The 13516-nt window shown below is 43.0% G+C and carries 8 protein-coding genes, 1 tRNA gene and 1 pseudogene; 4 read left to right on the forward strand and 6 right to left on the reverse strand.

Translation table 11 applies throughout. From position 1 onward, the window contains the following. Position 1: 1 nt before the first annotated feature. Both CH373_RS11910 and CH373_RS11915 read right to left on the reverse strand, forming a co-directional pair. Positions 2-75: transfer RNA gene (locus CH373_RS11910), tRNA-Met, on the reverse strand. A gap of 81 nt (positions 76-156) precedes the next feature. After that, positions 157-1398, reverse strand: a complete 1242-nt coding sequence (locus CH373_RS11915) for a hypothetical protein (protein WP_100713302.1) — start codon at positions 1396-1398, stop codon at positions 157-159. A 312-nt stretch (positions 1399-1710) separates the two neighbouring features. On the opposite strand from CH373_RS11915, the gene glnA reads away from it, so the two are divergent. Further along, positions 1711-3132 carry a type I glutamate--ammonia ligase gene (gene glnA, locus CH373_RS11920; RefSeq protein ID WP_100713301.1) on the forward strand — a complete coding sequence of 474 codons (1422 nt, stop codon included), beginning with the start codon at positions 1711-1713 and terminating at the stop codon, positions 3130-3132. 121 nt (positions 3133-3253) lie between these two features. Here the strand turns inward: glnA and CH373_RS11925 are convergent, their stop codons facing one another. Beyond that, entirely contained in the window at positions 3254-4015 is a 762-nt protein-coding gene (locus tag CH373_RS11925) for a hypothetical protein (protein WP_165778821.1), read from the reverse strand. A gap of 221 nt (positions 4016-4236) precedes the next feature. Here CH373_RS11925 and CH373_RS11930 point away from each other — a divergent pair, with 221 nt between their 5' ends. Both CH373_RS11930 and CH373_RS11935 read left to right on the forward strand, forming a co-directional pair. Then, positions 4237-6201 carry an alginate export family protein gene (locus CH373_RS11930; RefSeq protein ID WP_243393372.1) on the forward strand — a complete coding sequence of 655 codons (1965 nt, stop codon included), beginning with the start codon at positions 4237-4239 and terminating at the stop codon, positions 6199-6201. Between the two features lie 245 nt (positions 6202-6446). Continuing rightward, entirely contained in the window at positions 6447-7859 is a 1413-nt protein-coding gene (locus CH373_RS11935) for a cytochrome c biogenesis protein CcdA (protein ID WP_243393373.1), read from the forward strand. 103 nt (positions 7860-7962) lie between these two features. Here CH373_RS11935 and CH373_RS11940 read toward each other — a convergent pair. Both CH373_RS11940 and CH373_RS11945 read right to left on the reverse strand, forming a co-directional pair. Continuing rightward, a pseudogene (locus CH373_RS11940) lies at positions 7963-8871 on the reverse strand (prolipoprotein diacylglyceryl transferase); the annotation flags it as partial. Between the two features lie 124 nt (positions 8872-8995). After that, the gene (locus CH373_RS11945; RefSeq protein ID WP_100713298.1) at positions 8996-10012 is read right to left on the reverse strand and encodes a M23 family metallopeptidase; all 1017 of its coding nucleotides are present in this window, start codon (positions 10010-10012) and stop codon (positions 8996-8998) included. A 54-nt stretch (positions 10013-10066) separates the two neighbouring features. On the opposite strand from CH373_RS11945, the gene pcnB reads away from it, so the two are divergent. Beyond that, complete coding sequence (gene pcnB / locus CH373_RS11950; protein WP_100713354.1) at positions 10067-11563, forward strand: polynucleotide adenylyltransferase PcnB; 1497 nt, start codon at positions 10067-10069, stop codon at positions 11561-11563. A gap of 45 nt (positions 11564-11608) precedes the next feature. On the opposite strand, the gene recJ is transcribed toward pcnB, so the two are convergent. Then, a complete protein-coding gene (gene recJ / locus CH373_RS11955) occupies positions 11609-13513 on the reverse strand; it encodes a single-stranded-DNA-specific exonuclease RecJ (RefSeq protein WP_100713297.1) in 1905 nt (634 codons plus the stop codon). Between the last annotated feature and the right edge of the window lie 3 nt (positions 13514-13516).

Below are 13516 nucleotides of genomic sequence, written 5' to 3' on the forward strand. Positions count from 1 at the left end.
CTAGCGACGCAGGGATTCGAACCCCGGACCTGCGGATTATGATTCCGTTGCTCTAACCAGCTGAGCTACGTCGCCATTGCTTCCGAAATTCATCAAAATTCCGGATTTCCACTGCCATTTTTTCCCGAATCGATCGGGTGTCAAATCCTTGCTAAGTTAGTAAGACCCGTAAGAGTCCAATTTGTTCCAGGCTTGCACGCTTCCTTCCTTCGGAAGGTCCTGAACTAATTCTCTTCTTTCCTTGAGCAAATTCTGTACTTTTTCTTCCGCGCGCTCTTTCCACCATTTCGAGTCTTCTGCCATAAGAGAGGAACTAGAATTGCGTGACTGAGCTTCGTGTAATAGCAGCGCATTTGGAAGGAGCTCCTCTTCTATCTTTCTTAATCTGGTGGACCTTTTTTGTAAAATCACCATTCTTCTTTTTTCGTATTCCTTTTCCAAAAAAAGGAGCAAGCATCGATCCGTTCTACCTGCAAATTTATCCACTAGGTGGATGGTCCTTTCTGCAAAGAGAGATTCGATTCCATTCGTAAGTTCTAGCTTTGTCTGAGATTGGGACCAGTTTTGAATTCTTTCTTCTACCTCTTTGGTTCCAGGCCTTTCCTCGATCAGGTGAGAAACCAGGGTCGACCAAATTTCCGCAAAGATTGCCGCGCCCAAGAGCAAGTGAAATCCGAAAGAGAATTGCCGCCTTGGTTCGTATTTTAAGATTCCCTGTTGCACTTCTTCAGAAGCGGAAAGTGCTCTAAAAATATCCCCGAATTTTCCGACTGCTCTGAGGTGGGCGAATTCTAGAATCGCCTTCGAGATTCCGGTGCGATCTAAATTAGGAAGGCACTCTTCCCATTCTATCGAAAGGATTTTTGAATGAGAGGAGGGGATTCCTCTGAAGTAAGATTCGGGCAATGGAAACCTTTTGGAGCGGATTTCATTTCCTTGGAAGGAAGACCATCCGGAATTCCAAAGCATACTGAACTCATTTTCAGAAACCGATTCTACCCAAGAAACAGCTGGAAATTGTCCTAGATCGAATCCCACAAGTTCAGAGGCTTGGGTCCTTAGCTCAGAGATTTGTTTTACGATTTGGAAGAATGCTTCTGAAATCGAATTCGGAGATTCTGTCCATAGAATGATCTTTTTTTCGTACAGGATTGGCGGGATCAGAAAGGATATTCTGGAAATGGGTTTCGGCAGTGATTCCACTTCGAGGGGAAAAACCAAAAAGTTACTAGAGCGATCCAATACTCTATCTAGTTCTGATTCAGGCGCAAAACAGTATTGTGTTGCTCCGTTTTGAATCGCCCAATCGAATACGGTTTTACAGTATTCTGCTTCCTCCGGAATTTCCTCAGATAAGCGAAGATCGGAAACATTCGGCCAAAGTATGTTCTGGTGCATATAGTCTCTCATGAGTACGAATTGAGCAGATCGTTGGTACCTTGTACATTGGGAGGAGAGAAAACTCTCCAGCGGCCATGCTTTATTTTCAACAGAATCTACAAGAGTGGAGTTTTTTACTGATTGCCTCCGCTTCAAGGATTTTTAGCCTGATCCGGAACGGGTTTCTCTCCAAACCTGCAAATTTCCTATGCTAAATGCTGGCATAGGAATTGCCTGCTAAAAGCTGGTACACCTTTTGCATAAAATGTACTAGGACCACGCCGAAGGCGTGTAAATTAGAGACCCAGAACAGAAACAGAGGAGATATCAATGGCTAAAACTGCCGCAGATGTGATCGCATACGCAAAAGCGAATAACATTCTTTTCTACGACTTCCGCTTTACCGACATCAAAGGAGCTTGGCACCACGTTTCCTACCATGCCGGAGCGATCAGCGAGGAGTCCTTCAAAGGACTACCATTCGACGGTAGTTCGATTCCAGCTTGGCAACCGATCGACCAGTCGGACATGGCCTTAATTCCGGACACCGATGCTTTCTTCATCGACCCTTTCACTGCAGATCCTACTTTAGTTGTTTTCTGCGATGTATGGGATATCTATAAGAACCAATCGTATGAAAAATGTCCTCGTTCCATTGCTAAGAATGCAGTGAAGTATCTCAAGGATAGTGGAATTGGTGACACCGTTTATTTCGGACCAGAAAACGAATTCTTCGTTTTCGACGATATGAAAGCGAGAGATGCGATCAATATTCAGTACTACGAGATCGACAGTAGTGAAGGTATTTGGAATTCCCACACCGACATGCCTGGATCCATCAACACTGGTCACCGCCCAGGAACGAAAGGTGGATATTTCCCAGTAGCTCCAGTGGATTCTCAAGTGGATCTTCGTGCAGATATCGTTAAAACTCTGCATAAGATTGGAATGGAAACCTTTGTGGTTCACCACGAAGTGGCTCAAGCTCAGGCAGAGATCGGAGTGAAATTCGGTACTCTCATCGAGGCTGCTGACAATGTTCAGAAATTAAAGTACGTCGTAAAAATGGTCGCACATAAATGGGGAAAAACAGCCACGTTTATGCCCAAGCCTCTCTACGGAGATAACGGAAACGGAATGCATTGCCACCAGTCCGTATGGAAAAACGGTGTGAACTTATTTGCAGGAAACGGATACCAAGGCTTAAGCGATATCGCGATGCATTATATCGGTGGAGTTCTCAAACACGGAAAATCCGTTGCAGCGTTTACCAATGCTTCTACCAACTCTTATAAGCGCCTATTACCTGGATTCGAAGCTCCTTCTATCCTTGCATATTCAGCGCAAAACCGCTCCGCGAGTGCTCGTATTCCTTTCGTAAAAGGAGATAAGGCAAAACGCGTAGAGTTCAGATTCCCTGATTCATCTGCGAATCCATACTTGGCATTCTCTGCGATGCTGATGGCAGGATTGGATGGAATTCAGAGCAAGATCGATCCAGGCCCACCTCGGGAAGAAGATTTATTCGAGCTTACTCTGGACGAAATTCGTGAGAAAGGAATCCAGCAAATGCCTCACACACTTCGCGAAGCAGTAGAATATATGCTTTCTGGACGTGAGATCTTTAAGAAAGGAAACGTATTCTCGGAAGAGTTCCTTCAAACTTACAAAGCGTATAAGTTTGAAACAGAAATCTGGCCTTGGGAAGGACGTCCGCATCCTTTCGAATTCTTAACTACTTATTCTTGTTAATAAGATTTAGAATTCGATGAATTTTCAAAAGCCTCAGGTTTACTCCTGGGGCTTTTTATTTTCTGTGGCTTGAATAGGAGTTGGAGATAAGGGAATGATCCCATGTCCTACACTGATATTTCTATGGAATCTGCTCTAGATTCGGCTTATCCGCATCCGGGTACTTGGAAAGGTATTCTTGTACGATCTCGCGCTTTTTGTCCAATCTGCTTCTGTGATCGGCAATGATTTTAGCAAAGTCCAACTTTCCAGTTATGATTTCGTATCTTTCGGATTCGATGGTTCCTAAATCTAAATCGTAATCTATTTCTGAGGCTTGGTCCGCGTATTTTTGTGCGGCTTGCCAATACGGGGAGGCTTCTTTATAGAAACTATCAGCGACTTCGAATGATTTCTTTAGTTCATGAGCAAAATCTAAATTATAAAAATATACATGTCGCTTATCAAATTGGGATGCGATTCTCATGTAAGAACGCATGATCTGAAGGTTCATATGCATAAACAATAAGTTTCTGTATTTATGGTATTCTTCTTCGTTCTTGATAAGGCAGAGCGCATTTCTCGGATGTCTAAATCTAGTCTTCAATCCCGCTTTCAAAAAAAATATATTTCTTCTGAGTTCGTTTTCCTTGTAATGAAGTTTGAGACCATAGAGTTCATAATAGTCTTCCAAAAACTTAGGATTCCATTTGTGTAGCTTGTAAGGAACCCAATCCGAGAACTTTGTGTAGGGTCCGTTTTTCTCGTACTCGTAATTGTAATCGATGTCTACTTCCGTGCTGACCGAAACCGGAACGGGGATAACCATTTGAGCCGGGTACAAGATAGCGAATATAAGGATGATTCCCGTAGATAGGCGGCTCCTGGACAAAATTTCACTCATCAAAGATTCTATCGGGAATATAGCACCTTTCCTTGAATTTGAAAAAGACCGAAAAGACTTTCGTTATTTTCTTTACAAAATCTGCTAAGAGAAATTTATTGTCTGCTATATTGGATATTTTCCAATATAGAGGACCGCCTATGTATAGAAAAAGAGCAGAGGCTTTTGAAAGCTCGCCATTCAAAAAACAAACTATTCTCCGTTTTTTAGGTGTTATACCAGTGATTTTCTACCTTTTTGCGCAAGAGAATATTTTAAGCCAATCTCAAGCTTCCACAGAAGATAGAACGATCCAAGCACCGAAGGCAAGCGGGCAGTCCAACTCAACTAAGCCAGACGAAAAGCTTGCGCAAACCGGAGTAGGTGAACCACTACAACCGCTCCGCTCAGAGGAAAGGAAAACGGAAGAAAAACCGAGTAATTCTTCTACGCAATCTTCTAACTCTTCAGGCACAAGTTCTAACTCTGGATCTAATCAAAGCACAAGCCAAAGTTCCGGTACTTCCGAAGCTGCAAAGGAGAAAGTACCTGGTGCTCCTTATAAGAGTCCTTGGAAGGGAAATATAGAAGGGGAACTTTTAAACAACCTTCTGTTAACGCCGGAACACCAAAGCTCTGTTAGAAAGAACACTAGCTTCTGGTTAAATGATAATATTCGAGTCGGTTTTCAAGTACGTCCTAGATTTGAAAGTTTTACGAATCGAGACTTTGACAAATCCACAAGCGATTCCCAAAATTACGTAACTCAAAACAGCCAGTTTTGGGCATTGGTGGATGTGAGTGAATCATTCGCGGGGAAAGTGACGATCCAAGATACGAGGCTCTGGGGACAGTACAAAGATCCTGCTGGTAGCGGCTATGGACCGACCACATTAACGAACTCTATCGGCACTACCTACGACACCACTAAGTCTCCGGACAATCAGGTTCCCGTAAAAAATAACACAGATATCAGAGAGGCCTATTTTATTTGGAAGGACTTCCTACCTTATACAAAACTGTATGCAGGTCGCCAAAGTTTCTCTCTCGGAGATTCTAGAATCATTGGAGCCAGGAACGACGGACAGATTGGTAATTCATTCGATATCCTGAGAGCTGTATTTGATACAAAGACCTGGCAAACTCAGGCCGGCTACGGGATTCTTGCGGAAGAAAGCGCGCCTAACGGATTCAATACGGCGAATAATCAAAAAGCAGGTGGTCCGAATGCACTGAACGACACTTACATCGCGTTCTTGTATAACACTTGGAAACCGTCTAGCGATCTAGTTGTAGATTTGTATGAAGTAGGAATCGCAAAAAAATATAATACAACTACTTCCAAAACTGTGGATCCAAATACACGCACAAACGGACGGGATAACTTATTTACAACCGGTTTCCGATTGAGTAATCGAACTGCTTCGGGCAGAAGCTTGCCGGAAGGGAAGTCTTGGGATTGGGCATTAGAAGCTGCTTTCCAAACCGGGAGTACCGGGCAGCAAATCAACGCAACCTGGGATCCTTTGCATCTCACTACGGGTGCCGGTGCTAAAAAGCAAGCGGTCTACAAGGAAACTGTACAGCACGATGCTTCCTTCTTCTTGATTCAATCGGGCTATACCTATAAAGGATTCAGAGTTGGAGCACAGTTTGCTCGTGCTTCTGGGGACCCGAATCGTACAGATGGCACTGCCGGTACTTGGGACCCAATGTTTGGAACTCGTTCCGGAGGATTTCCTTACTTTGACTCGGGCAATGGTATTACGAATGCCTCATTTTGGAGTAACGTAAAAACCACTTCGGTACATGTATCTTGGGTACACGAGGTCTTAGGAAGATTTATCTTTGCCGCCTATGATGTCAGAAAAGACAAAACGCAGGATGCTTGGTATGACGGTAACCGGGTCGCTGTATTAGGAAGCACCGGATATGACGCCAATGGGAATTTCGTGACCGGGAATGGGACAAGCGTAGGAGGAAGCACTGAAAACCTTGCAAACAATCCATTTCTCAAAAACTGGAAGCCCGGGCACAGATTGCTTCTGGAATACGATCTGATTTATATCAAGAAGATCAATGACTCCTTCTCCCTTTGGATCACGACTTCCCTTTTGAAAGCGGGGGATGCGATCAAGAACCAAAAACAATACAATTTCGAAAAGGAGAGCACTCACTTATCTGTGACTTTGCAATTTGCAATTTAGAAAGTCAGAGTGCCCTGTGCAATAGAGCGAGGTCCGATCGAGTGCGAGTTCCGCATCTTGGCCGGACTTTTTTCCGTCTATTTTACCGATCTCGAAGGTCAAAATAGTACGCTTTTAGAAAGCGGGATTCTAGGTTGACCCGGGTTCCATAGAGAGAGAATAGGTAGATGTGCCCTGGTGATCCAAAAAAGGAAAATTTACATTTGGTCCAGTCTTGGCCTTATCTATAATTAAACGAAATGGTAATGAGTAAATTGAATCGTTTGCCTTTTAATAGGCTTGTTTACATTCCCCTAATTACGCTTTTTCCATTTTCTTTGTTTGCTGAATCACTGCCTGCTCCGGAAGGAATCTTTGCGGGGTTGCATCGGTTCGTAGAGAACGGACTTTCGGTTTCCGAATTCAATGCGCAAGTAGGCTTGCTTCTTTTTACCGGTGGATTTCTTGCCAGCCTACTTCCCTGCGTGTATCCCTTGTATCCGATCACTGTGGGGATCATCCAAGGTAGAGGCGTCAGCGACAACAGATTGCTTCATCCTTTGATCTATTACTTCGGCCTTGCTTTCATGTATTTTTGCTTTGGGACGATCGCTGGGATTAGCGGTGGTGCTTTCAATTCTGTCTTACGATATCCATTCACGAATTTCTTTTTATCCATTTTGATTTTTCTTTTGGGTCTGACTTCTGTCGGAGTTTTGCATCTTCCCATTTTTAGAGGCAAAGAATCGATTCACTCAAAAGGCTGGAAGGGTACCTTTGCTCTAGGAATGGGAGCCGGTTTACTTTCTTCCCCTTGCGTCGGTCCGATCGTAGTTACGATCCTAATACAGGTGACTGCGGTTGCAGGAACAGTTTCGTTTGCTTCGATCGGGTTTGCCTCTCTGAAAATGTTGCTTTTCGGACTCGGATTGGGATTTCCATTTTTACTGATCGGAGTATTTGGACTCAGTCTTCCTAGATCCGGAAAATGGCTAAAGTGGGTTCAATGGGCATTAGGTTGTTTGGTCTTTTATTTCTCCTGGATTTATTATATAAAAGCAATGGATGCTTGGGGAATTCCAGAATCGGTTAGCGTATCGATCGCAGCCGCAGCAATTGCAATATTAATCTTTTCTTATCTATTACAAAATTCAAATCTTCACGTAACGGAGCGGATGAAAAAAGCTTTGCTGATTACCGGATTGATTGCATCCTCAGCGATCTTGATTCGATTGGCTGTTAGTTTTCCGGGAGAAATCAGCGAGAGCACTTCTACAGATATAGAATCCCATGCGAATTTGAGCTGGCACCGAAATCCGATTGTAGCGTTTAGAGAAGCAAGAGATAGCCAGAAAATATTGTTTGCAGATTTCTCAGCGGACTGGTGCACCAACTGCAAAGCCTTTGATGAATTGTCTATTGCAAATCTGGATTTGAATCGCGCTTTAGGAGATGCAGTTCTCTTAAAGATCAAAGACGAAGATGATGCATTTGCGAAATTTCAGGAAGATCCTAGATTTCCAGAATTGAAAATAGGACTTCCTTTTTTCGTGATCTTCTCTGCGGACGGGAAGGTTCTATTCAAGACAACGAATTACCTAAATACGATGGATATGATTCGCACCTTAAAGGGCGAATCAATCCAATCCATGTCCGAGTCTGCAATAAACAATTACTGATAAATAGCAATCTCTGTTCGACCAGAGGAGAAGTTACTGATCATTGCCGATTTTTATCTGAGCCAATAACGAAACGCTATTGAAAGCCAGCAGTTAATACAATCTAGGCTGGCTTGACTTCTCCGCTTGGAGTGCCTTCCCTTTCCCAAAGCTTCCATTTCCAGATAAAATAAACACCGACTGCGATTAATGCGAGAGAAACATATTGTGACTGAGAAAATCCGTGCCAATAATAACCGCTCAAGAACTCGGGGTTGCCATCCTTTGCAGGAATGTTTACAAGCTTAGGAGGATCTATAAAAGGTATCACTGCCTTATTCACTCTTAGGAACTCGATTCCAAGACGGGCAAGTCCGTGCAGAACTAAATACTGTGCGCCCAAGCTGAACTTTTTGAAATTCTGGAATCTTGCCCATTTCTGGAAATATAGAAAATACAAAAAAGAGATCGCCGATTCCATAATAGGAGTATTCCAGACTGGAACTCCAGAAGGATGAGCTCCTTCATAATTAAAAACTAATAATGGGATACGAACGTCGGTAGCAAATCCGTAGCAACCGTCCCCGGAAACGAAGCAACCCAAACGACCGATCGCGTAACCGATCGCCATGCTCGGTACTGCAGCGTCCAAATAATCCTTAATCGGAAGTTTGTGTCGCTGTATGTACAATATTACGAAAAGCAATCCGAACAGGAATCCACCATAGAAAACGAGACCGCTCCCTGAAAAGAAACTGCTCCATAGTCCCGGTCTTCCCGGAAATCCATTCCAATGAGTAAGTGGATAAGCATATTTTCCGTTAAAGCCCGGGGTCTCTGCAAAGATTTGGTCCCATATTTCGAAAATGAAAAAAACTTTCGCACCGATCAAAGTCCCCAATACCCCAAGGATGAGTAACCAATCGGAATGTTCTGGATTGAGTTTTCTTCGCTCGAGTTCTTTCGGAAGAAAATACGATGCAGCCAAGAACGCCGCAACAACAAGCAAGCTGAAGGTAGAAAATCCCTTCCAGTTTTCGACATATGGCAGAGCGTTTACAATTTTCAGAATAAAATCTGGTAGTTCGATTATTTCGTACATGTGTCCTACTTTAGATCTATTTTAATCGTTTCTGGTTCCAAGAGCGTTTACCCTTCTATTCCATGTTCACAAATTCAGCCGGGTCCATTGGCGGATCATATCCGATATGAACTTCGTAGTGAACGTGAGGTCCGGTCGCTTTTCCCGTGGACCCTACAAGTCCGATCAATTCTCCTCGGCTTACCACTTGCTCTTTGTTCACAAGAACTTGAGAACAGTGTCCGTAGACGGTATAAAATCCGTTCAGGTGATTGATTCGGATACTTTTGCCAAGTCCACCTGCAGATTGGCCGTTGTCTACGATTACTCCTGGTGCAGTCGCATAAATTGGAGTTCCTTCTCCAGCCGCAAAATCAATTCCGGAATGAAACTCGCCTAATTCTACTAAGCCGAACGGGTCTATTCTACCACCGAATGTAGATGTAACAAATCCGACACCAGGTTTCAGAGGACGTCCTCTCGGCATGGAATGCAAAATGGATTCTCTTTCTTCCAAATAATCGAAAGCATTTTGGAAGGCGTGCTTGATTTTGAATAATTCGATGTTTCTTTCGGCAAATCCTTCCACCGTCTCTTGGTACAAATCCATATTGGTTGAAGATTCAGGGACATCTTTTGTCAGTCGAAATTCTGGAACGTAGTCAAATGTAATGATTCTCTTCCACGGAACTTCATCCCAAGCGACTAAGTTGAGTTGCTCCGTCTTTGCTTCTAGTCCAGAAATTTCTTTCTTCGCGTCTTTCAAAAGAGAGTCGTAGTACAAAAACAATCCTACGTTATTGTCTACTTTCCTGTAAAGTTCCTGGTTCGGCTGAAAAAAGAAATTCATGTATACGATGAAACCGAAAGCTAAGAAAAATAGAAGGAGTGAAAGCAATCCGAGAAAAATTGCCATAAACACGCTCAGTTCCACATTTAGTACAGCTTCGTGATCATGAGGAACAAGTAGGAAAGAAATTTTTCTAGAACCCTTTTCCTTGAATCGGAGCCATTTGGATCTCCATTTTAGAAAGGCAATCCCGAGCCTCTCGCGGATGCTATGTTTGTCTTGGAACTTTGCCTGGATGTTCATAGATTTTTACTTGCAGGTAGGGTTACGAGCGAGATTATGGGACTATCCCATCATATGAAATTTTGGTCCAATCTATTCAAGAAAAAAATAGGATCCGTTGACGACATTCTCATTTATCCCGATGGCAAAAGATACTACAGAGATGCTCACCCGATTCGAAAGAATATGATTGATGAGGATGCCGTAAAGATCATCCACAGATTACACAAATTCGGATACAAAGCTTACATCGTCGGGGGCGGGGTGCGAGACTTGTTGCTCGAGAGAAAGCCGAAAGACTTCGACGTAGTTACGAATGCCACCCCGAACCAAATTAAGAAAATCTTTAATAATTGTAGAATCATCGGAAGAAGATTTAAGATCGTTCATATTTTGTTTCGCGGAAAAGTGATCGAAGTCAGCACTTTCCGTTCTCTTCCCGAACACCGTTTCGGAAAGCCTGTAGAAGATCAGGATTATTTAATAAAGAGGGACAATAAATTCGGATCCCCTCAAGAAGATGCCGCCCGCAGGGACTTTACAATCAATGCACTATATTATGATATTCGCAATGATTCTATCGTAGACTATGTCGGCGGTTACGAAGATATTCGGAATCGACAATTGAGAGTAATCGGCGATCCGGAAATTTCCTTTCGTGAAGATCCGGTTAGAATGTTGCGCGCAGTAAAGTTCGCAGTTTTACTTGGATTGAAAATTGATCGAAACACTTCCAAGGCGATCAAAAAACACGCGAATGAATTGGAAAAAGCCTCCTCGTCTAGAATGTTGGAGGAGTATAATAAGATTTTCCGCACCTGGAAGACCAGTCTCATTTTTCAGGGAATGGCCCAGAATCATCTTTTGAATATCTTGTTCAAAGAAGCTTTTGATCGGGAAAGAAAGAAAAGTCAGGATTTCGGAGACAGCTTTTTAGAAACTAGAATTGGAAAGAGATTAGTCGTCGCTGACAAACTTTTGTCCGAAAGAGAGGAATTGACTCCTCAGATTTTCTATGCACTTATCTTCTCCGATCTGATCCAAGACGCGCTTTCCAAGAAAGATAGCCACTTGGTTCCGGCATTGAAGTCCTCTCTCGATGGAGTTTTTAATAGACTCGGAACTCCTAAAAAAGATAAGGAAAGGCTAATACGCATTTTTGCTTCTCAGGATCGTTTTTATCATACCGAAGACGAGAAAGCTTCGCAGAATAATTTCTTTCGTAAGAAAGATTTTTTCTACGACGCATTTTATGTTTTTAAGATCAATGCGATCGCGGACAATAATGACCAGGCTCTGCAAAGCGCATTCTTTTGGGAAATATCCGTCCGAAAACGTCCAGTACTGCCTTCTGGAAAAAAAGAAGTTCGCTTTCGGAACAAAAAGGAACGTGAAGGAAGAGAGCCTCGAGAACACAGAGGTGGAGAATCCAGGGGCAGAAAACAGGATCGAGATAGAAAAAATCGATTTTCCGAGCGAGACTCTGAAAACTCCCAGGCAAGAAATTCGAATCGAGAAGATTCCGGAGAAGAATTCATCGATTCCGAAAACGGAGATTACGATAAGGACTGATCCAATATTTGGAATTCCTGATTTCTGTTTGAGAACGAACTGAATTTACTTAAAGAAAGTAACCACGAACTGTAAAGAGGTCTTCGACCTGTAAGTAGATTCTTCTAGGTGGCCCCAAAGGTCCAGTTCCCCTTTTTCCTTTAAAATATGGGAAAGTTCACGAGCGCTATTCCAGATCACACAATGAATAGAATCCGACGCGGTCAGTATCTTGAATTTGGCGTGTTTCCCGTCGGATAGAGGCCGATAAGAAAGTATTTTTGCTCCCTTGATGGAAAGTAAAGGAGTCGGGTTTTCTTGTCCGAATGGTTCGAAGATTCCCAATTCATCGTATATTTTTTCTTTTAATTCAGAAGGATTTAGACTTACCAAGCTTTCTTCAATCGAATGAGCTTCGATATCCTGCTCTTCTTTTAACCAGTTGTCTGATTCCTTTAGTATAACTGCTGCAAGATCTGGGATCTTATCGATGGCTAATGAGAAACCTGCGGCTTCTTTGTGCCCACCATACTGAAGAAATATTCCATCCGCTTTTTTTAGCAGATTGAGAACATTTTCGGAACCCCAAGCTCGAACGCTTCCTTTTGCGTGTCCGTGGTCCGGTGTAATAAATATTACGGGTCTCTTATATTGTTCTACTAGTCTGGTCGCAACGATTCCGGAAACTCCAGGTTCAAAATCCGGTTCATAGCAAAATAAAACCGAACGCTCCGTTCTCTCTTTTTTTCTTTTTAAGAATGCATCTACCTTGAATAGATTTCTTTGGGTTCTTTCCTTTCTCTCGTCGTTCAGTTTTAAGAGGTCTTTCGCAAGAGGAAGCGCTTCCTGGGAAGATTTGGATAATAGCAAATCTAAAGCGATCTTGGTTTGGTGCATTCTACCTGCTGCGTTCAATGCAGGGCCGATAGTCCAGCCTATGTCTTTCGATAATACTCTCTTTGGATTGATATCAGAAAGCTTGATCAGTTCGGAGAGACCGGGTCTATGTGTGAAATTGCCACTTTGTATTTTTTGAAGAGTGCGACAACCCTCCAGAACAATGATTCTATTTTCGCCACTGAGAGGCATCATATCGGTGATCGTGCCAATTGCAGCTAAATCAAGATTTTCTAATATTTCTTGTAGTACGGCTGGGTATTTGAGCAGTTGAGAATAAAAGACCTGCCTTTCTGGGTGAATCTTATCAACCGGATGCTGCCATTCGACGTAGTTTCCTGGATATAATATTTCGGACTGAGCTCTGTCTCCGTGAAATAGGTTGACTCCTTTTCGAACCAACCATCCGCTAAACAAGGTTTCTCCGTCTCCCACCCAGACTAAGTCTTTGGATTCCGGCAGAGAGTCATAGAGCCACGCGACGATAAACTTCCAGGCCAGGACAGACGTGCAAATTTTCTCGCCAGGATAAATCGAATCCTGGCGTTTGGGGGATACTAGGCAGCAGTTGGGTGCAATTGTCTGAGGAATTTCGTGGTGATCCAGAACGATTGTCTTGATATTCTCATCCGATAGTTCCTGTATTTCTTTGGCGTTGCTAGTACCAAAATCAAGCGTCACTAGTAGATTCGGTTGCGCCTCTCTTACGTTTCGCATAGCGTCAGCGCAAAGACCGTAGTCTTCGTCGCTGGAGGTTCTTATAATCAGAGTGCCCCTATGGATTTTGCGGAGAAAAGCACCTAATAAAGTGGTGGAGGAAACTCCATCACAGTCTCTATCTCCATAAAGTAATATAGTTTTTTCTGAAGAGATATGTTCTTTCAGAATTTCTAATGCATTTTCAAGATCTGGCAATAGGAAAGGGGAGGGTAGATCCGCAAGGCCTGAATCGAGTAGATGTTTTGATTTTGATTCGTCTCCGAATCTGTTTTTATAAAAATGAGATTGAAGGCTTGTTAATCCAGGGGTTTGCGCCTTCGGGAGATTGGAAAATGATTGTCCATGTTTCAGCATACT

It is taken from the genome of Leptospira perolatii (assembly GCF_002811875.1).
Lineage (GTDB): Bacteria > Spirochaetota > Leptospiria > Leptospirales > Leptospiraceae > Leptospira_B > Leptospira_B perolatii.